The 25,507-nt window shown below is 38.8% G+C and carries 14 protein-coding genes; 6 read left to right on the top strand and 8 right to left on the bottom strand.

What is annotated here, in order from left to right; translation table 11 throughout:
* Positions 1–3: 3 nt before the first annotated feature.
* Entirely contained in the window at positions 4–1,878 is a 1,875-nt protein-coding gene (locus MB14_RS12565) for an Nramp family divalent metal transporter (protein ID WP_062592085.1), read from the top strand.
* Positions 1,879–1,948: 70 nt separating this feature from the next.
* Here the strand turns inward: MB14_RS12565 and MB14_RS12560 are convergent, their stop codons facing one another.
* From MB14_RS12560 to MB14_RS12550, 3 genes are all read right to left on the bottom strand, one after another.
* Positions 1,949–2,737, bottom strand: coding sequence for a TIGR00266 family protein (locus MB14_RS12560; protein ID WP_062592083.1), 789 nt, complete (start codon positions 2,735–2,737; stop codon positions 1,949–1,951).
* A gap of 41 nt (positions 2,738–2,778) precedes the next feature.
* A complete protein-coding gene (locus MB14_RS12555; protein ID WP_062592081.1) occupies positions 2,779–3,186 on the bottom strand; it encodes a hypothetical protein in 408 nt (135 codons plus the stop codon).
* Between the two features lie 113 nt (positions 3,187–3,299).
* Complete coding sequence (locus MB14_RS12550) at positions 3,300–4,205, bottom strand: sterol desaturase family protein (RefSeq protein WP_062592748.1); 906 nt, start codon at positions 4,203–4,205, stop codon at positions 3,300–3,302.
* A 121-nt stretch (positions 4,206–4,326) separates the two neighbouring features.
* Here MB14_RS12550 and MB14_RS12545 point away from each other — a divergent pair, with 121 nt between their 5' ends.
* The 5 genes from MB14_RS12545 to MB14_RS12525 all read left to right on the top strand — a co-directional run bounded on the left by MB14_RS12545 (position 4,327) and on the right by MB14_RS12525 (position 12,983).
* Positions 4,327–6,795: a zinc-dependent metalloprotease gene (locus MB14_RS12545; protein ID WP_084376066.1), complete on the top strand. Its 2,469-nt coding sequence runs from the start codon at positions 4,327–4,329 to the stop codon at positions 6,793–6,795.
* 256 nt (positions 6,796–7,051) lie between these two features.
* Positions 7,052–8,338: an OmpA family protein gene (locus tag MB14_RS12540; RefSeq protein WP_084376065.1), complete on the top strand. Its 1,287-nt coding sequence runs from the start codon at positions 7,052–7,054 to the stop codon at positions 8,336–8,338.
* Between the two features lie 236 nt (positions 8,339–8,574).
* A complete protein-coding gene (locus MB14_RS12535; protein ID WP_062592076.1) occupies positions 8,575–10,272 on the top strand; it encodes an amidohydrolase family protein in 1,698 nt (565 codons plus the stop codon).
* 11 nt (positions 10,273–10,283) lie between these two features.
* Positions 10,284–11,648, top strand: coding sequence for an amidohydrolase (locus MB14_RS12530; protein ID WP_062592074.1), 1,365 nt, complete (start codon positions 10,284–10,286; stop codon positions 11,646–11,648).
* Positions 11,649–11,657: 9 nt separating this feature from the next.
* Complete coding sequence (locus MB14_RS12525) at positions 11,658–12,983, top strand: amidohydrolase family protein (protein WP_062592072.1); 1,326 nt, start codon at positions 11,658–11,660, stop codon at positions 12,981–12,983.
* 138 nt (positions 12,984–13,121) lie between these two features.
* Here the strand turns inward: MB14_RS12525 and MB14_RS12520 are convergent, their stop codons facing one another.
* The 5 genes from MB14_RS12520 to MB14_RS12500 form a co-directional block, all read right to left on the bottom strand.
* Positions 13,122–15,476 carry an ABC transporter permease gene (locus MB14_RS12520; protein WP_084376063.1) on the bottom strand — a complete coding sequence of 785 codons (2,355 nt, stop codon included), beginning with the start codon at positions 15,474–15,476 and terminating at the stop codon, positions 13,122–13,124.
* Positions 15,477–15,608: 132 nt separating this feature from the next.
* Complete coding sequence (locus MB14_RS12515) at positions 15,609–17,954, bottom strand: ABC transporter permease (protein ID WP_084376062.1); 2,346 nt, start codon at positions 17,952–17,954, stop codon at positions 15,609–15,611.
* A 140-nt stretch (positions 17,955–18,094) separates the two neighbouring features.
* Complete coding sequence (locus MB14_RS12510; protein ID WP_062592065.1) at positions 18,095–20,461, bottom strand: ABC transporter permease; 2,367 nt, start codon at positions 20,459–20,461, stop codon at positions 18,095–18,097.
* A gap of 155 nt (positions 20,462–20,616) precedes the next feature.
* Entirely contained in the window at positions 20,617–22,974 is a 2,358-nt protein-coding gene (locus MB14_RS12505) for an ABC transporter permease (RefSeq protein WP_062592063.1), read from the bottom strand.
* 126 nt (positions 22,975–23,100) lie between these two features.
* On the bottom strand, positions 23,101–25,494 hold the full coding sequence (locus MB14_RS12500; RefSeq protein WP_062592060.1) for an ABC transporter permease: 2,394 nt from the start codon (positions 25,492–25,494) through the stop codon (positions 23,101–23,103).
* Between the last annotated feature and the right edge of the window lie 13 nt (positions 25,495–25,507).

Here is a 25,507-nt window from a genome sequence, read left to right as displayed (position 1 = left end):
TATATGAACTCAGAATCGTTAAGCGAAGTCCACTCTTCGGTACGTACCGACAAAAAAGGTTGGAGAAAGGTTTTGGCATTTCTAGGCCCAGCCTATTTAGTAAGCGTAGGTTACATGGACCCAGGAAACTGGGCAACCGATATTGCCGGTGGTTCTGAATTTGGCTACAAGCTGATTTGGGTATTACTCATGTCCAATATCATGGCTCTGTTGCTTCAGTCGCTTAGTGCCCGATTGGGAATTGTGAAAGGATTAGATTTGGCACAAGCTTCAAAAAATGCTTATCCAAAATGGGCTAACATTCCACTTTATATTCTAGCTGAAATCGCTATTGCCGCTTGTGATCTAGCTGAAATTGTCGGTATGGCGATTGGTTTAAGCTTACTATTCGACTTGCCTTTGATTTGGGGAGTAAGTATTACTGCACTAGACACTTTTCTACTCCTTTTCCTACTCAAAAGAGGAATGCGAGTAATGGAGGTGTTTATCATTTCATTAGTTTTCATCATAGGGGTCTCCTTTATCATACAAATGGTTATTGTAGCACCTGTTTATGGTGATGTAGTGAAAGGTTTTGTTCCTTCAGATCTTGGTGGAAACGCATTGTACTTGGCCATAGGAATTATCGGGGCTACGGTTATGCCACATAATCTCTATTTGCATTCATCATTAGTGCAAACCCGTAAAATAGACCGTTCCTTTCAAGGTTTAAAAAAGGCCATTAAGTACAATTTTATAGACACTGCCATTGCCTTAAACATGGCATTCTTTGTAAACGCTGCCATTCTAGTGTTGGCCGCAGCAGCCTTCTATACCAACGGCTTTTATAATGTGGCCGAAATACAAGACGCTTCTTTACTACTAGAAAACCTCTTTGGCAATGTTGCGCCAACCTTCTTCGCTATAGCATTAATTGCCGCAGGTCAAAGCTCTACAATAACGGGTACGCTTGCTGGTCAAATTGTAATGGAAGGTCATTTAAACTTAAGAATTCAGCCTTGGCTCAGGCGATTAATCACGCGTTTACTGGCCATTGCTCCCGCCCTATTTACTATAATCTATTTTGGAGAAGAAGCCCTAGGTAGTCTTTTAATCCTTAGTCAGGTAGTTTTGAGTTTACAGCTAGGTTTTGCTGTAATTCCTCTAATTCATTTTAATTCAGATAAAAAAATGATGGGTGAATTTGCCATCAAACCATGGGTAAAAGGACTTGCATGGTTAATTGCCGCTATCATTGTTTACCTAAACATTACTCTAGTTATTGATGAAATAACCTCTTGGGCAGTAAACTCAGGCGACAATAAGGTATATATCTACACCATTGTTATTCCAATTGCTGTGGCATGCCTTGCCCTGTTAGTATATGTATTTATTTATCCATTCCTCAAAAAGAATGAGCAGAATGAACAAACAGAAACCAATCATTTGCCTCACGGAAAAGCCGAAGATTTTTCTGAAGGAAAAATGATAGAATACAAGCACATAGGAATCACCATTGATTTCTCTGGGAATGACCAACTAGTAATTCAAAACGCTTTAAAGCAAGGAGGTAAATCGGCTACTTATATTTTTATACACGTAGTGGAAAGTGCGGCAGCGCGTTATTTAGGTAAGAATACCTTAGACAACGAAACCCAGCTGGATATTGATAATCTAAAACAATATCAGGAAATGTTGGAAGAGCTTGGTTATAAAACAGAGCAAAAAATCGGCTTTGGTAGCGCTCCAACAGAGATTGTTAAAATTGTGCAGGAGAGTAAAATCGATATGCTTGTAATGGGTGCTCATGGCCACAAAGGCCTTAAAGATTTGGTTTTCGGAACCACTTTAGATGTGGTGCGTCACAAAGTAAGCATCCCTATTTTGATTATTAGTTAATAGCAACAGATAACAAAAAGTAAAAAGGCATTAAGTGGAAACCTCCATTTAATGCCTTTTTTGATCGATATTAATCTCCGTCAATAATTCTTCCCAATCCTCCCAAAATAGAGCCCTCTCCTTTGGAAGAACCGCCTGCTCTTGGCGCGTGTTGAATAATTCTATCGGCCAACCTAGAGAATGGTAAACTTTGTAAATAAACCGTTCCAGTACCTCTTAAAGTGGCCAAAAACAAGCCTTCTCCACCAAAGAACATAGATTTTAAATTACCTGCACGCTGAATGTCATAATCAATACCAGGAGAAAATGCTACAATACAGCCCGTATCAACACGTAAGGTTTCACCATTTAATTGCCTTTTTACTACCGTACCGCCAGCATGCATAAAAGCCATTCCATCACCTTGGAGTTTCTGAAGAATAAAGCCTTCGCCACCAAAAAAACCAGCACCTAGTTTTCTGTTAAAGGCAATAGAAACGTTCGTTCCCATAGCAGCACATAAAAATGCATCTTTCTGACAGATAATGCTTTGACCTATTTCGTTTAAATCAATCGGAATGATTTTACCAGGGTATGGAGCGGCAAAAGTTACTTTACGTTTTGTATAACCCATATTGGTGAAATGGGTCATAAAAATGGATTCTCCAGTAAGCACCCGTTTTCCTACGCTTAATAATTTTCCGAAAATACCATTATCTGGTTCAGAACCATCACCCATTTTAGCCTGAAAATCAATGTCTTCTTCCATCCAATTCATGGCTCCTGCTTCTGCAATAACCGTTTCTTGAGGATCAAGCTCTATTTCTACCATCTGCATGTCATCGCCATGCAATTCATAATCTATTTCGTGTGATCTCATATGTGAAGTTTGATTTGAAATTTATCAAAAAGAAATACTATTCAATCTTTAGAATTAAGCCACTTTTCAGCTTTCCTTCTTTCTTTAAAGGCCTGAAATTCTACTGGTTTCATACGTAAACCTAAATCGATACCTGAAAAACGTGTAATAAATTTAGGAGATAGTACATGAGCCATATAACGCAAGCCAGATTGAACCGCCACAGGTACAACATTCGTCTCTATCCACTCATTAATTTCCAGAAAATTACTGGTGAGTAAGCTATTATCATTCAACAGTTTTCTACAGCCAGAAATGGAGAGCAGGTCCAAGAAAGCTTGAGTTCCTTTTTTGACATCCTCTAGCTCAATGTCTCCAATCCAGTTGATATAGATCCAACCGTTCTCTTGATCGAGGTTAGCTTCGTAGAAAATCTCGTTTTGGGCGTTTCTGATTATTTGTTTGTTCATGTCGTTCTGTCTGCCATGATAAACCAAAAAATTGAAAAATTGATCTAAAACAGGTGAAAAAAATCGAAAAAACTCTTTTAGAGCTATACTGAGACTGTTTCAATATGAAACAGTCACTTGTTTTCAGAATTATTCCTTTTATTGAAACCGTAAGAAACTTGCCTCCAAAAGCCTTTAGGAAATTTCTGTACCCCTGGAAAACCGAGCTTGATATTTTGTCCACTATGAGGAATATAGGCAGTACCAAAAATGTAGTCCCATAAACTTAAAGTCAGCCCAAAGTTAACCCCTGTTCTCCTTTCTTTTGGCAAATCGTGTGCATGATGCCACATGTGCATGTTGGGGTTATTAAAGATGTATTTTAAAAAACCTAGCCTCACATTAATATTAGCGTGGTTCCAATGCCCCACTGCCAATGTAAACATATGAACGAAGAAGAAATCATCGATACCAAAACCAATCATGGCCAATGGCAAGTATTCAATGGTGCGGTATACAATCGTTTCCATCCAATGGTATCGTAAATGGGCAGCAAAACCCATTTGCTCTACCGAATGATGTACTTTATGGAATTCCCAAAGCCTTGGTGAAGTATGTAAAAGTCTATGCACCCACCATTGAATAAAATCACGAATGATGAAAAGCATAAACAGTTGAGCAATTTTAGGCCAGGTTTCAATCTTTAGTGCCACTACATTGGTAAGCCCAAAAATGCCTAAAAAGTCGTTGAATAAATTTACAAATACATCAGAAAGAGCATTAAAAACGATGAGCGAAAAAAGGAAAAAATTGAAGAACATATAAAAAGCATCGAGCCAAAAATCTTTTCTAAACTTTGGCTGTTCTTTTCTCCAAGGCCTCACCCATTCCCATATAAAAAAGAACACTGAAAGAAGAATCAATCCCCAAAAATAATTTTGCCAAAGTGGCTTATAATCGTATTGAAAGGTGATTTCGTTCCAAATATAATTCGCATACCCGCTATAAGACTCTCTTGCTAATTCCCAGTATCTGTTCATTTGAATATTATCTGCAACCACTAACATAACCATTTACCCTTTGTGTTAAATAAAAGTTCCACAATTATCTCTTTCAGTGTTCATTTACTAATTGGTCAAAAATTCATTTAACCACATTAATATGAAATTGAAATTAAGAAACACAGCAATCTTAGCGTTGTCTTTCGCTACAATTGGGGTATTGCCTACGGAACTCAATGCCCAAAGAAATAGGAACACTACAACCACAGAGCAGTCGGTTCCAGAAGTAAAACCAGAAACAAAAGAAAAAGGGTATTCAGACCTTGTCAAAGGATTAAACGAAGATGAAGGCCTATTCAAGCTTTATCAGAAAGACGATAAAGTCATGTTTGAAATTCCTAAATCTGAATTAGGAAAAGACATGCTTTGGGTAACACGAGTAGTAGCTGTACCTGAAAATTTCGGTGGCTTTATTGGTAGCGGCTGGAAAATGAGCGAGCAAGTGGTAAAATGGGAGAAAGTAAATGATAATATTCTACTAAGGTCTATTTCATTTAATAATGTTGCCGATACTACAGATGCTATATCCAAATCGGTAGCAGATAATAACCTGGCTCCTATTATTGGTTCTTTTAAAATTGAAGGACAACCCGATGATAAGGAGGCTTACTTAGTGGATGTAAGTAAATTCTTTACTCAGGACACAAAAGCAATTAGTGCCATCAGTAATAGCATGCGTTCACAATTTCAGGTGCGTAGGCTAGATACCGAAAAGAGTTATTTATCCTCTGTAAAAAGTTTCCCAATCAATGTGGAAGTACGTCAAGTAATGACATATGATGCTGGCAGACCTCCTTCTGATTCAGAAATAGGGTTAATGACAGTGGAGGTTAGTCAGTCGATGATTAAGCTACCTGAAAATAAAATGATGCCGAGATTAGCTGATGAACGTGTTGGCTGGTTTACGCAAAGTAATATCAATTACAGCTCACTAAAATTAAAAGGTGACCAACAAACCTTTTTGAAAAGGTGGAGATTAGAGCCAAAGGATCCAGCTGCATATGCTAGAGGCGAATTGGTTGAGCCCGTAAAACCAATTGTTTATTATTTAGACCCTGCTACTCCAGAAAGATTCGTAAAATGGTTTAAACTCGGAATTGAAGATTGGCAAGTGGCTTTTGAAGCCGCTGGTTTTAAAAACGCCATTATTGCTAAAGAAGCTCCAAGCAAAGAAGAAGATCCAAATTGGTCTCCAGAAGATGCACGTTATTCAACAGTACGCTATGTGGCCAGCATGACAAGAAATGCGGTTGGGCCAAGCACAGCCGACCCTAGAACAGGTGAAATCATTGAAAGTGATATTGTTTGGTTTCACAACCATTTAAGATCATACAGAAACTGGTATATGATTCAAACGGGGGCTGCCAATCCTTTGGCCCGAAGTCTTGATGTGCCTGAAGATGAAATTGGTGAAATGATGAGAGCGGTAATAGCGCATGAAATTGGTCACGCTTTAGGTTTGCCTCATAATATGAAAGCAAGTTCGGCCTACCCTGTTGAAAAACTGCGAGACCCTGAGTTTACCGAAAAATACGGTGTAGCACCAACAATAATGGATTACGCTAGAGTAAACTACATTGCACAGCCTGGTGATGGCGTAACGCGCTTTATTCGTAAAATTGGCCCATATGATAAGTATTCTATCAACTGGGGCTACAGAGTAATTCCTTCTGCCAAAACACCCGAAGCCGAGTCTAGCATATTAGACCAATGGATTATGGAAAAAGCCAATGACAAAATGTATCGTTTTGGCAGCAGCAATGGAAGTAACCCAGAAGCTCAAACAGAAGACTTGGGCGACAATGCAGTGAAAGCTAGTATGTACGGAATGGAAAACCTTAAAAAGGTAGTACCTAACTTATTGACTTGGACAACCACTGCTGGTGAAGATTATACCGAAACCAACGAAATTTATAATGAGATTATCGGCCAATGGAGACGATTTACAGGGCATGTTACTACGGTAATAGGCGGTATTACTGAAGATTTAAAATCAGCCGATCAATCAGGGGCTGTTTATAATGTAGTTCCTGAAGCATACCAAAAGGAAGCCATGGCATGGATGCAGAAATATGCTTTCAGTACACCAGATTGGTTATTAGATGAAGAATTGCTGCGCAGGCTAGAAAGTTATGGGGCCGTTAATCGTATCAGTGGAACTCAATCTTCTTTCCTTAATTCAGTCTTAGACCCAACTAGAGCCCAAAGATTAATAGAAGCTGAAGCCTTTAAGGGAAGAAACACTTATACTATATATCAACTATTTGGTGATATGAGAACTGGCTTGTTTTCAGAACTTAAATCGGGTTCTCAAATAGATACTTACCGTAGAAACTTACAGCGAGCATTTGTTGAAAAACTTGAATCATTGATGACTACTGACTCGAATTCATTCCAAGCACGACAGGTGAATGTTGCACAATCAGATATTCGTCCAGTAGTGAAATCGGAATTGAAAACCCTTCAACAAGAGATTAAAAGCAACAAAGGCAAATTTACTGATAGAGCAAGCTCAATTCATCTGGAGGACTTGCTAGATCGAATAGCTAAAATTCTTGATCCGAAGTAAATCGGATCAAGAATTTTAATTAAGGGCCATCTCAGTTAATTCTGGCATGGCCTTTTCCTTTTCAGGCCTAGCATCTCACTATGCTTGTCCACCGAAATTCCCACTTAGTTACACAGTTGTGTAGAAAAATCACACACCAATTCGTCTTATATTATAACTATTATAAGTTATAATTATAACATACGTGTTTTTAAGCTATAATCCATTGTCGGCAAGGTTATAGTCACTCTGAGGTCAAAACCAAAAATTTAAAAACATGAAAAAGATAATTATACTACTAACATTCCTCTGCATCGGTGCAATGGCCATGGGTCAAACAAGTTACGACCGTTGGAGATTTGAAATCGGAACCACACATAATAAACTACGTCAGAATTACGATGACGGTATGTTCAACTTCAGCGATATAGACCATGTAGGATTTAGAGTTGCTGCTGATTATTACATTAACCCTAGCTTGAACGCAGAGTTGGCTTTATCACGTGGTAAAATGCAACACGAAAATGAGTTTAGAGCACTAATTACAGATGTTGTAACTCGTTTAACTTATAAGTTTAATAATGGATACATTATGAAAGAAGATGCATTTTTTGCACCATTCTTATCCACAGGTTTTGGTATCACCAATATGCAAGACCAAGAGTATTTTTACGGTGAATATGACGGTACACATGCATTAATTCCATTGGCAGCAGGTTTTAACCTTAACATAAACGATAAAACCAGTCTTGTTACGCAGGCTACTTACAAAAACACTATTGATGACACCTATAGCTATTTACAATATAATATCGGTGTTAAATTCTCATTCCAGAAGGATACAGACTCTGACGGTGACGGTATAATTGATAGAAAAGATGCTTGTCCTGATGTAGCCGGTGTTGGAGAAAACAACGGTTGTCCATTAGAGGATGATGATAATGATGGAGTTGCAAACATTTATGATGCTTGTCCGAATGTTGCTGGAACAATGAACGGTTGTCCTGATAGCGATGGAGATAAAGTACCAGACATTTATGATGCTTGTCCAAATACAGCAGGTAGCCCTGCCCTAGGTGGATGCCCAGATTCAGATAACGATGGTGTTGCAGATGCTCAAGACCCTTGTCCAAATACTTACGGTACAGTAAACGGATGTACTCAACAAGCTATTGACGCAATGAATCCACAATCAGAAGAAACTATTAAAGTGAAATTGATTGAAGCAGCTCAAGATATTCTTTTCGAATTAGATAAAGCAACCTTGACTCAAGGTTCATACGAAGCACTAGATGATATTTTGAAAGTTTTACAAGAAAATCCAGGTATCAAACTTGACATCAATGGTCATGCTGATAGCACAGGGTCTGCGGATTACAATTACCAGTTATCTAAAAATAGAGCTGAAACGGTGAGACAATACTTCATCAATAAAGGTATTGCCGCAAACAGATTAATGTCTGAAGGTTTTGGAGAAAAAGCACCAAAAACAGGCAACGCTACCTCTGGAGAAAGAGCCTTAAACAGAAGAGTTGATATTGATTTTGTGATCAACAACAACTAAGCACTAACTAGTTAGCCTATATTGAAAGGTCATGTCGATATTTTCGACATGACCTTTTTATTGCATTTGAGCCCCATATTCACTTCCTCCTTAAAAATTGTATTTCAAGATTATCCGTAATTTGGCTTCTCTACTCCTTTAAATAGCATAGTTACCACTCTTATATTTGCCTTTGAAAACAGCAACAGTTTCTTATATATTACATTTTTTATTTTCAACAATTCAAAGCGCTAAGAATGAAACTACTATTAATGAAAACCATTCGCGCGGTTTTCCTTATGCTGCTTACAGTAAGCACAATTGGCTTAAATGCTCAAAGTGACCCTACTGGAGAATCGGCAGTAACCCGAACCTTCGCCATCACCAATGCTACGGTGATTCAGGCACCTGGTAAGGAATTAAAAGGAGCCACCGTAGTGATTAAAAACGGCCTAATCGATGCCGTAGGAACCAATGTAACGGTACCTAAAAACGCTCAACTAATTGATGGCAAAGACTTATTTGTTTATGCTGCTTTTATTGATGGTTTGTCTAACACAGGAGCAAAACGCCCTGAAAACATGCCTCGCCCTAACAACCTTTTTAGCCCAGACCCTCCAAATGATTATGCTGGAATTACTCCTGAGCGCAGTCTTGTAGATCAACTGGACATAGAAAGCAATACCATTGGCTCATTGAGAAAAGAAGGTTTTGCTATCTCACACTCTGTACCATTCGGTAGAATGTTACCAGGTTCGGGTTCTATCATTCTTTTGGGTGATAAAAAACATGCTGATGACCTTGTTTTGTCTAAAGATGTTTCAATGTTCACTCAATTTGCTGGTGCTCCTGGTGCTTACCCTGGTAATGTATTGGGTATTATGGCGAAATTTAGAAATCTGTATCGCAATGCTGAAAACGACAAAAAGCATTTCGATTCTTACGCTCAAAACCCAAGCGGATTAGAAAGACCAGAAAGAGATAGAGTAACAGAGGCATTCTTCCCTGTTGTGACTAAGCAACGTCCGGTTATTTTTGATGTATCTGGGGTTCTTGAAGTACAAAGAGCTATAAGGTTACAGAAAGACCTAGGCTTTAAACTAATGGTGGGTAACGTAAAACAAGCATGGGATTTAGGCCAAACCTTTAAAGAAAATGGCACCAATGTATTCTTATCTCTTGATTTACCTGATGCGCCTAAAGAAGCCAAAGGAAAGGATAAAGATGAAATGACTGAAGAGGCCAAAAGGTTAGAAGCCAGAAAAATGGACTTCTATAAGAAATATGCAGGTCAAGCAGCTTCTCTTGCTAATACAGGAGTAAAGTTTGGCTTTTCTTCGCTTGATGTAACCAGCAATAAAATAAAAGCCAACCTTTTGACTATGATTGAAAATGGTTTGAGCGAAAATGATGCACTTGCTGCACTTACTACTAACCCTGCTGGAATCTTAGGAATCGATAAAATTGCTGGGACAGTAGAGGCTGGCAAAATTGCCAACATCATGATCAGTAACGCACCATATTTCACCAAAGACTCTCAAATCAAATTTATGTTTGTAGACGGTGACAAATATGATTTCGAAATCAAAGAAAAAAGTGCTGCTGGAAATGGCAATAGAGCAGCTGCTGCTGGAAACGACCCAGTTGTAGGTAGCTGGACTTATAACTTCGAAACACCACAAGGTGCTACTACTGGTAAAATGATTATCGGAAAAGAAGGTACGGAATATACCGGAAAATTAACCAGCAATGACGGTGGCCCAGATAACGACATGCAAGAAGTGAGCTACGTTAATGGTACGCTTAGCTTTTCGTTCTCAATTGACGCAGGAGGTCAGTCTGTTGAACTAGTGGTTACTGGAACTGTTACAGGCAAGCAGTACGATGCCGAGGTTTCTGTTTCTGCATTCAATTTCTCTACTCCGTTAACTGCTACTAAAGATGACGGCCAATAAAATCTGAAAACATGAAAAAGAATATTTTAATACTAACCCTTATTCTCTTTACTGGCTTTGTTGCAAATGCTCAGGTAAAGAAGGGAGATGTGCTTATTAAGAACGCAACTGTTTTAACCATTACGAAAGGTACTTTGGAGAATACAGATGTTTTGGTTCGCGATGGCAAAATCTCTAGAATTGGTAAAAATCTAAAAGCTCCAAATGGAGTTCAAGAGATTGATGCCACAGGTAAATTTGTAATGCCTGGAATTATTGATGCTCACTCTCATATTGCCCTTAGTGCAGTAAACGAAGGAACAAGTCAGGTAACTGCCGAGGTGAACATGGGTGATGTTATCGATCCGTTCGATGTTTCTATTTATAGAGCATTGGCTGGAGGTGTAACTTCTACACACGCACTTCATGGTTCGGCCAATGTAATTGGTGGTGAAAGCGAAACTTTAAAGCTTCGTTACGGAACTACCAACCCGGAGGAAATGAAATTTGAAGATGCACCAAGAACGATCAAATTCGCTTTGGGTGAAAACCCAACTAGAGGTGGACGTTCTCGTGGTATACAGCCGTCTAGCCGTATGGGTGTGGAGGCCATGTTGAGAAATTCATTTAACGATGCTGTTGCCTATAGAGCAAAGTGGGATGCATACAAAGCAGATAAAAACCCTAGAAAAGTAGCTCCTGAGTATGATTTAAGAATGGAAACATTAGTAGACATTCTTGATGGAAAAGTACTTGTTCATTGCCACTCTTACCGTGCCGATGAGATTTATATGTTAATGAAAGTTTTTACTGATTTTGGAATCAAAAAACTTACCTACCAGCATGCTAATGAAGCTTACAAAGTAGCTTCAGAATTGGCAGAGTTTGGTGCAGGTGCTTCTGTCTTTGCAGATTGGTGGGCTTATAAGTTAGAAGTATACTGGTCTACAGCCTACAATGCAACCATTCTTACAAGAAACGGTGTATTGACTTCAATTAACTCTGATTCAGGCGAGTTAATCCGTCACTTATTTCACGAGGCGGCTAAAACACAAAAGTATGGTGACTTAAGCGATGATGAAGCCCTTTCTTTAATCACATTAAACCCTGCCAAACAATTAGGTATCGACAATAGAGTTGGATCAATTGAAGTAGGAAAAGATGCCGATATCGCAATTTTTGAAGGTCATCCCCTATCTGTTTATGCCATTCCAGTAATGACTTTTGTGGACGGTGTTAAATATTTTGACAGAGCCACAGATATTGACGATCAGCGCATCTATATCAACCCTGAAGAAACAGTTGAAAACATTTCAATTTTCAACCGTCATGATGAGGACAGATGCATGGAAGAAGGCGTAGTTAGTTTCGAAGCATTATTCTCCAACAAAAAATAGAAAGAAGCTATGAAAAGAATATTTCAAATACTCATTATCGCTTTAATCGTCCCTCTTCTTTCTTTTGGGCAAGAAGACGACCAAGTGATGAAAGCAAGAGCAGGTAAGTTCGCGCTTACAAATGCTAAAATCTATACTGTTACAAACGGTATTATTGAAAACGGTACATTAATCATCAACAATGGAATAATTGAAGCCGTTGGTGCCAATGTTACCATTCCAGATGACGCGGAAGTAATTGATTGCAAGGGCAAAGAAATTTACCCAGGTATGATTGATTCTGGTACCAAAGTAGGTTTACAGGAAATCGAAAGTATTGATGTATCTCAAGATTACAGCGAAAGCGGTGCTTTAACTCCTCAAATGCAAGCTTTAACCGCGGTAAACCCTAATTCTGCTGTTATTCCAGTAACTCGAGTAAGCGGTGTTACTACAGTATGGACAACTCCTAGCGGAGGGTTTTTACCAGGTACGGCTGCTGCAATCAACTTGTTCGGTTACACTCCAGATCAAATGTTTGCTGGTGCTAAAGGAATCATCATGAACTTCCCTTCTACCGCTGGTGGAGGACGTTTCAGAAGAAGATCTCCTGAAGAACAAGCTAAGGCTACTGAAAGAGCTCTAAAAACAGTAAACGATGCTTGGGACAAAGCTGAGCTTTATGCCAAAATTGAGGGAGCTAATGACGTAAGAAATTACCCTGAAATTGAAGCATTAGTACCTGTTGTAAAAGGCGAAATGCAATTGTTCATTGAGGCTAATGCAGCTAAGGATATCCTTGCTGCTATTGACTGGGTAAAAACTAGAGGATATAAAAAAGTAGTTTTAACTGGTGTTTCTGAAGGCTGGAGAGTAGCGGAAGAAATTGCTAAATCTAAAATTCCTGTAATCGCTGGTCCTATTCAGGCCATTCCAACACGTGGATCGGATAGATATGATGCAGCTTATGCAAACCCAGGAATCATGAGTGCAGCTGGCGTTAAAGTAGCTTTGCGTACTGGTGATACTGAAAATGTGAGAAACTTACCTTACCATGCAGGTTTCGCTGCTTCATATGGAATGGGAAGAGAAGAAGCATTGAAAGCAATCACAATCAACGCAGCCGAAATTTTAGGCGTTTCTAATAGTATCGGATCAATTGAAGTAGGTAAGAAAGCAAACGTATTTGTTTCTACTGGCGACCCATTCGAAACGGCTTCTAAGATTACTGACTTGTTCATTGATGGCTATAAAGTACCGATGACTTCTCAGCAAATCAGACTGTATGACGAATTCTTAGACAGAACCCCAGGTGTTAAAAAGAATGACCCTGCGATTAAAATCATTAAGAAGTAAGCACATTTCTAATACCATAAAAAAAGCGACTAGTGATAGTCGCTTTTTTTATGGTCTATGATTAGTTAATTGGTCATTTGTCATTGGTAAATTAGTCAACTCAAACTATTGACCAATGTCCATTGACTATTGACTGTCTCACTCCTTCCTCAACACTTCAACGGGATTGGTTTTACTGAATTGAAGCATTTTAAAGCCAATAACTACGAATAGCAGTACAATCATAAAGACTCCAGCGATAAGGCCTTGACCCGCATTAAGACTTATCCTCACGGCATAGTCTTGTAGGTATTGTTCCATCAAATAATAGCCAATAGGTAAAGCAATCAGTAAAGCGATAATAAGGCTATAAAGGAAAGGAAGTGACAACCTTCCAAGTAATTCAGGAACACTTGCACCTAGAATCTTACGGATACTCACAGCCTTCATTTTAGAATTAGCAAACATAATGGCCATCCCGAAAAGGTTCATAAAGGAAAGCAGAAGCACTACTCCCGCCAAAATGCTAAAGAGCGTTGAAATTTTAGATACCTTCTGAACGGAACCTTGTACCCTATCACTTAATGCATAGATACGCGAGTCTTTAACTGGGTCAAAAGTTTTCCAAACCGTTTCTAACTGCGCCATAACTGAAGCCTGATTATTGTCAGAAATCTTCAGTAAATAACTATGGAACTTGCTATCAACAGCCGGCAGAAACACATGACTCATCGGAGTGGGATTACTTACCCCCCAGTCTGCATAATTACTCACTACGCCAATGACTGTTCTTGGCTTTCCATCAACACTCAAAGTCATTCCTAATGGGCTTGCTAAACCATGCTGAGCCGCAAAACTCTCGTTAATTAAGCAAGAGTTTTCATCTGATACTCCATTGAAAGAACCTCCTTCTAGAAGCTTAATCCCCATAGTTTCAAAGAAGTTTTCCGACACAAATATTCTAGATGGGTTATCTTGAATAAGACTATCGCCCATTTGAATCTTTACTTTAGAGAAACCATTGAAATTAAGAGGAAATGGCCCTTTGGCTACTTCTACTACTCCAGACACTGAACGCAACGACTCTAAAAGCACTGTGCTATTCTTCTTCATTTCTGGATTTGTATTGTCGAAAGACAGGATGTTTTCAGTCGTATAGCCATTATCGAATTGGGCCATTTCGGAAACTTGAAGTTTCAGAACATAAACTCCGAAGACCAAGCAGATGGTAATCACGAATTGTGCTGTAAGCAAAACCCGTTTCATCACAAAGCCAGAACCTGTTGGACTTGAAAAACCAGAAAGTACTTTTACAGGGTTTAATTTAGAAACTATGAATGCAGGATATAAACCCGCAATAAGACCTGTAAAAAGTGTAAATGCGATTAGGAATACAATCACTTCAGGTTGATCCATCTGCAGACCAATGGGGACTTGAAGCAAATCGGAAACCCACTTCCCAGAAACCTCTAAAGCAACAACAGTTAGCAGTAAAGATACTGCCGCATAAACTACTGATTCGACTAAGAATTGAATTCGAATGGTGCTAACATTTGCACCGTTTACCTTTCTAACCCCTACCTCTTTCGCCCTTTTTAAGGATAAGCTCAACGCAATGGCTACGTAGCCCAAAAAAGCACAAAGCAACACACCTATGCTAACATATAGTATCGTCTTTATCATTTTTTTGGAGGCTCCAAAAAGAGAATAAAACTGTGCTCCATAATCATAATGAGAGTTCCCCCAGTAGGCGTCCGCTAGTTTTTCGGTGTATATTCCTTTCAGCCCTTCTGTAGACACCATTGTTTGGGCAGTCCTTAGCAAACTCACTTTAAATCGATTGATATCAGCACCCTCCTTTAATAAGATATGAGTTAACAGCGCATCAGTATCACCACTGGCTTTAGTATCCGCTACGAACTGATCCATTGAAAAGAAGATTCCAGGATTTAATATTGATAATTCAGAAACTTCTTCGAGCACTCCACTAATTAAGAATGCTCCCTTTTCATGAACCAAAACTTCCATGCCAATTGGGTTTTCATTTGGAAATAGCCTTTCTGACAAAAAGCTTGAAATCACTATTTTACCTGTACCCTCCAAAGCATTTTCAGGATTTCCATATTTAAGCGGAAAGCTAAACACATCGAACACATTGGCGTCAGTATAAAAAGCCTTTGCTTGTCTAATGAAAGATTGATCATCCTTACTTAAATAGACTTCTCCGTTATAGGAGTTAATCACGTTGACTGCCTCAATATCTGGACTTACATTCGGCATTTCTGCTACCATATCCGCTGATATATATTGATGATATCGCTCATAATCTAGCATCACCCTATACACCCTATCCGCATTGGCGTGATTGAGGTTTCTGGAATATTCATAGCGTACATAGAGCCCCGCCATTACAAAGCAATACATGCCCAAAGCCAATGAAAAGATCATGAGCAGCGTGTAACCCGTATTTCGTTTTAGATTAGTAAAAGCTGATTTTATATAATTCCGTAACATAACGTATCGGTTTATTAGTTAATTGGTCATTGGTCATTGGTCATTGGTGAAAACGAAAACCTATTTCTGACTTCCAGCCTTGTTTCAGTAATCCCTTCTCTCATTCCTTCATTAATGCTTTAATTCATTGCTTCATTCATCTTTCAATATCTCCACTGGGTTAATTAAGTAAGCTTTTATGCTGTGAATGGAAACGGTAATAAAAATCACGATTGAGGCAACGGCAATGGCTCCGAAGATCAGGAAAACAGGCATTTCAATGCGATAAGCAAAAGAACTCAGCCAATTGTCCATCCAATACACAACAACGGGGACTGCAATAACAACCGCAATTAATAGCTTCCATACACTTGAAACATTAAGCGTTTTCTGAATACTCATAAAACCAGCCCCAAGTACTTTCCGAATGCCCATTTCTTTCAACCTACGTTTTACTGAATAACCTGCAATGCCGAACAAGCCAATAAAAGCCACCAAAGCTGCTATCACTGTAAAAGTGTTTAACATGGTAATCATTACATTTTCTTGTTTGTACTGCGCATCAACCCGGTCTTCCAAAAAGAAATATGAAGACGCATAAAGGTTTGGTATCTTGTTGTAAGCATCTAAAACTCGTTTGGAGGTAGAAGCCCAATTGGCACCCTCAAGTCTAACAATAAACTGACCGTTAAACCCCTGAGATGGATGGTGTTTAAATACTATTGGTTCTATAAGTTCTTTTTTAGACGCAAAATGAAAGTCACTGACCACACCAATGATTTTATAGGCTGAAGAGCCAGTTCCTAGTTTTTTATCTACAACTGAACCTTCTTTGTAACCTAGCTTATTAGCTGCTGTTGTATTAATCACTACCAATTTAGTGGAATCAGCATCTTCAGGTAAAAAATTCCGTCCTTCCAATAGCGGTATCCCCAATGTCTGAAAGTAGTTTTCATCAATCTCGAAGAAACTGAGATTAAAGTCATACTCTTTAAAGCTCATAGCAGCAGTAACATCATATGGAAGTTGACTGCCACTGCTGATTGCTCTGACCCCAGATATTTTCAATATTTCATTTTTATAAGCCTTCCAATCTCTGTATGGAATATTTTCTAGTACCAACTGATAATCTTTATCAAAACCCAAATTCTCGTTACGCATAAAGCGCATTTGTCGATTGGCCGTGACCGAAACACAGATAAGCACCACAAATACCAGAATTTGAAAAATACCGATCGCTCCAATCAATCGTTGGGAAGAGAAAATACCTTTACCATTTTTAAAGACTTGAACCACCTTTAATTTTGTACTCAAATAAGTGGGATAAAACGAGCAAACAAGGGCTATAAGCGAGGCGAACATAATGCCTTTGAGCAAAAGAATAGGCTGTACTAAAACGCTGATGCCTAAATTCCTTTCTACTAAAGCCTCTAATTGAGGAATAAGTAATTCCACTAAAATCATGGAAAGCACAAAGCTGATTAGGACATGCAATAATGACTCAATTATAAATTGTTTGCGTAGTTCTCTGCTGCTGGCGCCTGCCACTTTTCTTACCCCTATTTCCTTTGCTCTTTCAATAGACTGGGAGACAGATAAACTGATGTAGTTAAAAATGGAGCTTGCTAAAATGAAAATGGCTACCAAAGCAAAGATCGAAACGTACTGACGATCAGTTTTTTCCTTCACTTCATCCCTAACATCTAAGGAATAATGAACCTCGGAAATGGGCTGTAGGCTGAGTTTACTTCCCGCCCCATACTTATTCTTTTCTAAATAAAGTTCAGTGAGTTTATTTTCAACATCAGCTACTTCCGTATTCTCATTCAACAGCATATAGGCTTGTAGGTTATTCATTCTTACGCTCCAAGCCCCTACCTCATGACGAGCATTCATTTTCTCATTAAGTACAATCACATCAGCCTTAATAGATGAACTGTTGGGTAGGTCATGAAACACTCCATTAATAATATAACTGTCTTCATAATAGCCGACAGTTTTACCCAAAACATCAGTTGTACCATATTGCTTCAAGGCCATTGATTCGCTAATCAGCAAAGAATTGGGAGAATCGAATACACTCTTAGCATTACCATACATAAAGTGGATCGTAAAGAAATTCAAGAAATCACGATCAACAATTAAGGTCTCTGTTGGAGAACCCGTCTCCGTTGCCTCATGAAAATTGAATACAGCAGAATTTCTATCTACTTTGCTAAAAGCTTCAATACCTGGTATCCCTTCAACAAACTTTTGAGAAAAGGCATGACTCATACTTGCTTGTTTCTCTACCCCAAAATCGCTTTCAGCAATTGTTACTACCCTATAAATCCTATCCTTCTTTTCATGGAACTGATCATAGGCCAATTCATTCTGTAGGAAGAGATAGATGATAAAGAATGATCCCAAACCGATACTCAGACCGAGAATGTTCAGGCCAGCATAGAGCTTGTTTCGTCTCAAATTTCTAAAAGCAACTTTGATGTAGTTTCGTAGCATGGCTTGTTTAGTTATTGGTGTATGAGTTATTAGTTATGCGGGCTCTTCCAAGTTACCTCTTCGGTTTTCCAAACCCTTATTTCATTAATCCCTTCCCTCATTAATTCATTAATCCCCTCTCTCATTAATTCATTACCCATTTACTCGTTCCTCAAAATATCTACTGGATTCGTTCTAATGGTTGAAAGTGCCCTACTCAGTAAAACCAGTGCTGAAAAACCGAGAATACTGATCACAGTAATGACTCCGAAAGATGCGTCCAAATCAATCCTGTTCGGGTATTGATTGAGTGCGTTGCCCATAAAGTAATAGGCCAATGGTATGGACACCAGAGACGATAAAAGAATCAACCAAGCATAGGGTTTTGCTAAAATAAAGAGGATGTTATTTGCACTCGCGCCAAGTACTTTACGAATGCCAATTTCCTTAATGCGCTGTGAAGTTTGAAAAGCCACCAAAGAGAATAGCCCAAAGAGAGAAATCACCACAATAGCAAAGGTAACTCCATTAATGATTAACGTCAGGTTTTGCAGTCTACTTAGTTTTTCCTCATATGCGTCATCTAAAAACTGGTATTGATACGAATCCTTATAATCAAACTGATCCCAAATGGCATCAATCTGCCCTAAGGTGCTGGCCATGTTCTGAGCGTTCACCTTGATCAATAGATTATTGACCCTTCCACTGAGTAGCGGTGTTAACATCAGATCTCCAGCTGTCGACATAGAACCCGTAATGAGGAAATCCTTGATCAAGCCAATCACTCTTTTAGTACTCCCTTCAAAGATCAGCGTTGCCCCTATTGGATCCACCAATTCCAACTTCTTGGCTAAGGATTCATTAATTATGATTGAATTGTCGAAATCAGATGCAATTTCAGGGTCGAAATTTCTACCCGCCAATAAGGGAATTTCAAGCATTGTGATGAAACTCTCATCAGTCTCAACCCGAGGGACATTTTTAAAAGTTTTTTCTTTGTACTCTAAGGTATTAAAGCCAAACGCACCTCCCGGAAGCGGCCCCATTGTTACCCCTTCAACCCCGCTAATATTCTTTATCTCTTGCAAGAAAACCTGATGCCTTTCAGACATTTCCTTCGTCATGCTAATACTGACCACCCTTTCTTTATTAAAACCAAGATCGAAATTGATATAATGATTGATTTGCTTATTGGCCACCAAAAGCACGATGATCATAAAAGCTGAAATGGTGAACTGAAAAAAGAGCAAAACACTGCGATGAGAAAAACGAGAATGACCTTGCTGTTTCTGCCCTTTTAGTGCTTTAACTGGGTTGAAACGAGACAATAGCACCGCTGGATAAATACCAGCCAAAAGACCACAAAACAATGCATAGGCCAATAAGTAGCCTAAAATGGTAATGTCTTCATAGTCCATCTTCAGGCTGATGCCCATAATTTGGGATACCGAAGGCAAAAGGATTTCTACCATAATAACGGCCACCACCAAACAGAGCAAGGCGAAAAAGAGCGTTTCACCCAAAAACTGTTTGATCAGTTGATTCTGAGTAGCCCCATTCACTTTACGAATCCCTACTTCTTTGGCTCTTTCCATGGCTTTAGCAGTCGCCATATTTACATAATTGGCCAAGGCAATAAAAAGCAGAAGAATAGCCAATCCTGAACACAAATAAATGACGTCCTTATTTGCCCCCAATCCTCTATCGCGGTTATTCAATGATGCTCCACTGCCTGATAATTGCCAATATGAATTTGCAAAAGAACCTAACTCTGCCTCGCTCCCCTCATACATTGCTTCTTCGGGTTTGTTAGTGTTGTATATAGTAGCGATTCGTTTTCTTATCTCAGTGAGATCACTGTTAGGTAGTGTTTTTATATAAATAAAGAACGTGTTGTACCCCCATGAATCTAAGCTCTCCATATCGTTCAATGAGAAAGAAAAATGAGGTTGGAACTGAGAGTTGTTTGGAAAGTCTTTAAGAACGCCCGTAACTCTAAAATTACCTTTACCATCTACCGACAGCGTTTCGCCAATTGCATTTTCACTCCCAAAGTACTTTAAGGCCATTTCTCTCGAAATCACAACTGAATTTGGATCGTCAAATAAATTAGACTTATCTCCGTAAAGAATCGGAAATGTAAAAACATTGAAGAAGGAGCTTTCTATGGTGTAAAAATTCTCTCGTATGTAATCCGTCCCGTTTTTAACAACATACATACCTCCAGCTCCAGCTACGGTGGTAGTCACCTCTTCTAACCCAGGAGTTCCTTCTTTGATCAGCTTGCCAAAAGGAGGTGGCAAATATGGATCGTAGGAGCCCCCAAACTGTTCGGTCTTCTTCATTTTAACCAAATGAATATCTTCTACATCCTCATGAAATTGATCATAGGAAAGCTCGTAACGAACATACAGCCCTACCAAAATAAAACAGGCCATAGCCACTGAAAGCCCTGTCAGGTTAATCAACGTAAAGACCTTGTTTCTCTTTATTCCTCTTAGCGTGGTGGTGATGTAGTTCTTTAGCATAGCTCTTTGGTTATTGGTGTATTAGTTAATTGGTCATTGGTCATTGGTCATTGAAGAAAGCGAAAACCTGTTTCTGTCTTCCAGTCTTGTTTCATTTATTCATTGTTTAACTCCTTCATTATTTTATTAATCCCCACCCTCATTATTTCATTTGCTTACTCATTCTTTAAAACATCCACAGGATTCTTTTGAGCACTGAAGTAGCTATGAAACCCTAGAATAATTGCTGCAATGGTAGTTATGGTTAAGACTGATGTAAGCCCAAAACTCCCTAAGCTTTCTAGTCTATAAGGAAAAGCTTGGAGCCATTTTTCAACCAAATAGAATGTGACAGGAATAGAGATCGTAAAAGCCAAAAACATCAGCCACAAAAAATGCTTGTTTAAGGCTTTTAAGAGATGGAGGTAGTTGGCTCCCAATACTTTCCTAATGCCTATTTCTTTTTCACGCGCGTTACTTTCAAATGATGCCAAAGCAAATAGACCTAAGAAAGCCACAAGAATCACAGTTCCAGTGAGTAGATTGAAAATTTTCTTGAGCGTGGCTTCCGCTTCATAATAACTTTGGCTTTCAAAAACACCTTCTACTTCTGAGATTGTTGGACTAGACTTTAATCCAAAATCTTTAAGGGCCAATTCAACTTGCGCTAGTACCTGACCCTTGTTTCCTTCTCTATATGAGAATTGAATATTGTTAAAGTCTCTAGGTCTGTATTCTATAGAAGCTGGATCTATTTCGCTTTTAGCAGATTGGTAGAAGAAATCTTTAACAACGCCAACAACTCTTTTACCGCTAGGTAATTTGGCGCCAATTGCTGGGTTCAATCCCAATTTCTTCTTCGCTGTTTCATTGATGATTGCCGCTTCAGACAATTTAGAGTTGGGCACCTGAGAAAAGTCTGTCCCCTCTAATACTTCCAATTGAAACATTTCATTGAAGTTTTTATCTGCAGCACCTATTAAGAAGAAAATGGCAAACTTTTTACCTTCTATTTCGACAATACTTGGAGGTGGTGGTGGCGGAAAAACAGGAAGTGGAGAGGAAGTGATTGCTTCAATTTGTGGAATAGTTTGAAGTTTATTTTTTAAGGTTTCATAATTAAGTTTTTGATCCACTTGGTAAAGGCTCATCGACATAATATTCTCCTCATTATATCCTTTGTCCATATTAATGAGAAAGTCAGCTTGGCCACGGATAGCCAAAGCAGCCACTAAAAGCCCTGAGCATATGGTAAACTGAAGTACGATCAGTGACTTTTTGAATACGCCCGATTTAGATGTTGGAGAAATGCCCCTCAAAACTGAAGATAGATTGAATGAACTAAGTATTACTGCAGGGTAAATTCCTGAAATAACCACTACAACTATCAATACCAATGCGGGGAGAACGATTAGATCGGGAGACTGTATCAAATTGAAAGACAATTCTTTACCAATAAGAGTATTCACATATGGCAGAGTAACCTCCACTCCAATAAGGGCAATTACCAGACTAAAGAAAGCAACAAAAATGGTTTCCAGCATTTTTTGGGCAATAAGGGCTGATCGAGAAGCTCCTATTACCTTCCTGATTCCCATTTGTTTAGTGGTGTTTATAGAGCTACTTGTAGCAAGGTTGATATAATTAAAACAGGCTACGAACAGAATTAGACCACCGATTAAAGAGAAAATGTAAATATATTTTTTCTGACCACCGAACATATAGTTACCATAGCGGCCTGTCTTCTGACTTAAGTATAAATTGGAGAATTTGAGAAAGTCGTAATTCTTTGCAAGATCCTTTTGACCATTTCTTTCTAACAGCTCCTCAGTATCTCTAAATAATTTCTCCAAGCTATAGCCTTCACGAAGAAGAAAGTAACTAAAACCCTTACCGTATACCCAATCATCCAATACATAGTTATATCGTGATTCTGGGTGATTTATTGAGGCGATGAAATCAAACTGCAAATGGGAATTTCTAGGAATAGGCTTCAGAACACCCGATACTGAAAGCTCTCCTAGGTTTTTGAGGTTTACATTTTTACCAATAGGGTTTTCATCAGGAAATAGACTTTGAGCCACTTCAGAAGAAATTACAACACCTAAAGGTTCATTTAATGCCGTTTTTGAATCACCATACTTTAATCCAAAATCAAAGACTTCGAATAGTTCTGAGGAAGAGAAGTATAAGTTTTTTGTCTGTATCCATTCTTCTCCTAACTGATAGTTATCCCAACTATTACGATCAATATTCACTGCATTGATCACTTCAGTACTTTCCTTCTTCAATGCATTGAATAAGGCATAAGATGGAGAAACGTTAAATGGTTCACCATCTTCTCTTTCCATCTGGAAAGTTGCCATATAAATCTGATCTGCATTCTCATGCCAACGATCATAGGTCACTTCATCTCGAACATAAAGAGCTGTCACTAAAAAGCAGAACATTCCAATGCTTAGGCCCAAAAGGTTAATTAGAGTAAAGCCCTTTTCGCGCTTTAGGCTTCGGAATATGGTTTTAAAGTATCTCATCAGACGTTATGGTTTATTGGTCATTGGTGAAAACGAAAATCTACTTCTGACTTCCGTCTACGGTCTTCCAACCTTGTTTCATTCCTTCATTAATTCATTAATCCCTTCACTCATTAGCTCGTTATCTCACTCATTCCTTAATGAATCCACTGGGTTTGAAAATGCTGCCTTCACAGATTGATAAGAAACCGTAAACATGGCTACCATCACAGTGACCAAACCTGCCATGAGGAAGTAATACCAACTAAGGTTGATACTATAGGCAAAACCATCCAACCAACGACTCATGGCGATATAAGCGATTGGCCAGCCAATGAGGTTAGAAATCAAAATAATTCGGACGTACTCTTTGGAAAGCATCATCACGATTTTGGAAACATCGGCCCCCAGCACTTTTCTAATACCAATTTCTTTGGTGCGTTTTTCGGCTAAGTAAGAAGCCAAGCCAAACAGCCCTAAACAGCCTATTGCTATGGCTAAAACCGTAAAAGTCAGAATGATTTGACTCAGTTGTTTATCCTTTTCATACAGTTCTTTTACGGCTTCGTCTACATATCTTAATTCAAATGGACGATTGGGAATTAGTGAAGTCCATACTTTAGCCATTTCTGCCTTAACTGATTCAATTCGCGACATATTGACCTTGGCGTATAGTAATTGCTTATAGTCTTGAGGCCCCGTATAAACCGCCCAAGGCTCTATATCACTGTGGAAGCTAGTAAAATGGAAATCGTCAACTACTCCAGCGATGGTGCCCATCATACTTTCGTCTATTCCAAAATGTTTCCCAACTGCTTCTTCAGGCGTTAATCCCAGCTTTTCAACACCAGTTTTATTCACCAAATAATAAACCGTAGAATCCCAATCCGACTTGTTCTTAAAACCTTCACCAGCCAAAAGATCGAAACCAAAAGTTTCTAGAAAATCTTGGTCACCATACATTCCTCTAAAGGAAATACTGACATTTTTAGGCAGACCATCCATCACTGCTCCCCAGCCAGAAAGCACATTAGAAATTTCGTTATTACTTCCCGTTACTTCCTCTACTCCCGTAATGGTTTGGAATTGAGTTTTTAAAGATTTATAGGCATTTCGGGCTGCGCGATCTGGAAGTTTGAGATACACTACCTGATCTTGGTCGTAGCCTATATCGGTATTCTGAACATATTTTAGCTGATAGAAAATCACTAAAGTGCCAGTGATAAGAAAAACACTCACTGTAAACTGAAGGGTCACTAGAATTCTTCGGAACATATTCCCCCCTTTGACATTGAAAGTACCTTTAAGCACCTTTACAGGCTGAAATGAAGAAAGGAATGAAGCGGGATAACTGCCCGCAATAAAGCTGACCACCAAAACAAAGCCGATCAATATGAGCATTAAATTAGGGTCGCTTTGAAGATCAATAGACAGTTGAGTACCTGCCATTTGGTTGAAAAAAGGCATCAAAACTTCGGCCAATACTACCCCTATTACCACGGACAAAAGCGTAACCATAAATGTCTCTCCATAGAACTGTAGAATCAACTGTCTTCTATGGGCGCCCATTACCTTGCGAATACCAACTTCCTTGGCTCGCTTTTCAGACTTGGCCGTACTTAGATTGACATAATTGATACAAGCGATAAGCAGAATAAAAGCAGCGATAGCCACTAAAGAGTATAACAGCTCTTTAGAAATTTTCTCAGGATAATCGGAGCCAAGGCTTGTATCAAAATGCATTTCAGAAATAGGCGCAATAGTGAATGACATCTTAAAACCTCCAGCCGTCATTTCATCGCCAAAATCATCTTCGATATATTGATTTAGCTTACTTTTAAAGCTTTCGGCAGCTGATTTATCATTGAGTTTTACATAGCTATAATAGTTCATAGGAAACCACCTAGTATTATCAATTTGGCCAAAAATTGAATTCATAGATATGACCATATCAAAATCCAAAGCGGTGTTTCCCGCAGCATTTGCTACAACGCCCGTTACTACGAAATCACTCCCGTTGGCATTTATCGTTTTACCATAGGCATCGGCTGCGTTATCAAAATATTTTTGGGCAATCGATTCGGTCAATACAATGGACTGCTTCTCCAAAAGTGCATTGCCAGCATTACCATCCAAGAAGCGATATTGAAATACCTTAAAGAAGCTTGAATCGGCATAAAAGACATTTGTTTCCGTAAATGTTTTGTCTTCATACCTCACCAAAAACTCTCGGCCTACGCTCCAGTCAAAAACAAAAGTGGCCAATTCCGTTTCTGGAATATGCTCTAATGCCACCTGAGTAACTTTACTTGGGGCGATTGCAATATGCTCTGTTTGTCCAGAAGTCTCATAAATGGAAGTGACTCGATAAATTTTATCAGCATCGGGGTAAAACTTCTCGTAAGACGATTCATTTCTAACATAGAGCAAAATGATGATACAAGCCATAATGCCTACCGACAATCCTGAGATATTAATCAGTGAATAAGCCTTCTGTCTTTTTAGGCTTCTTATCGCAATGTTGATGTAATTTCTGAACATGACCTTGTTGTTT

This window comes from Roseivirga ehrenbergii (assembly GCF_001593005.1).
Taxonomy (GTDB): Bacteria; Bacteroidota; Bacteroidia; order Cytophagales; family Cyclobacteriaceae; genus Roseivirga; species Roseivirga ehrenbergii.
Note: the sequence above shows the minus strand (reverse complement) of the source record. Positions and strands in the feature narration are given on the sequence as shown.

Excerpts from the sequence above, each read along its gene's own strand:
- MB14_RS12565 (WP_062592085.1), top strand. The coding sequence starts at position 4 with ATGAACTCAGAATCGTTAAGCGAAGTCCACTCTTCGGTACGTACCGAC.
- MB14_RS12560 (WP_062592083.1), bottom strand. The coding sequence starts at position 2,737 with ATGAGATCACACGAAATAGATTATGAATTGCATGGCGATGACATGCAG.
- MB14_RS12555 (WP_062592081.1), bottom strand. The coding sequence starts at position 3,186 with ATGAACAAACAAATAATCAGAAACGCCCAAAACGAGATTTTCTACGAA.
- MB14_RS12550 (WP_062592748.1), bottom strand. The coding sequence starts at position 4,205 with ATGAACAGATACTGGGAATTAGCAAGAGAGTCTTATAGCGGGTATGCG.
- MB14_RS12545 (WP_084376066.1), top strand. The coding sequence starts at position 4,327 with ATGAAATTGAAATTAAGAAACACAGCAATCTTAGCGTTGTCTTTCGCT.
- MB14_RS12540 (WP_084376065.1), top strand. The coding sequence starts at position 7,052 with ATGAAAAAGATAATTATACTACTAACATTCCTCTGCATCGGTGCAATG.
- MB14_RS12535 (WP_062592076.1), top strand. The coding sequence starts at position 8,575 with ATGAAACTACTATTAATGAAAACCATTCGCGCGGTTTTCCTTATGCTG.
- MB14_RS12530 (WP_062592074.1), top strand. The coding sequence starts at position 10,284 with ATGAAAAAGAATATTTTAATACTAACCCTTATTCTCTTTACTGGCTTT.
- MB14_RS12525 (WP_062592072.1), top strand. The coding sequence starts at position 11,658 with ATGAAAAGAATATTTCAAATACTCATTATCGCTTTAATCGTCCCTCTT.
- MB14_RS12520 (WP_084376063.1), bottom strand. The coding sequence starts at position 15,476 with ATGTTACGGAATTATATAAAATCAGCTTTTACTAATCTAAAACGAAAT.
- MB14_RS12515 (WP_084376062.1), bottom strand. The coding sequence starts at position 17,954 with ATGCTACGAAACTACATCAAAGTTGCTTTTAGAAATTTGAGACGAAAC.
- MB14_RS12510 (WP_062592065.1), bottom strand. The coding sequence starts at position 20,461 with ATGCTAAAGAACTACATCACCACCACGCTAAGAGGAATAAAGAGAAAC.
- MB14_RS12505 (WP_062592063.1), bottom strand. The coding sequence starts at position 22,974 with ATGAGATACTTTAAAACCATATTCCGAAGCCTAAAGCGCGAAAAGGGC.
- MB14_RS12500 (WP_062592060.1), bottom strand. The coding sequence starts at position 25,494 with ATGTTCAGAAATTACATCAACATTGCGATAAGAAGCCTAAAAAGACAG.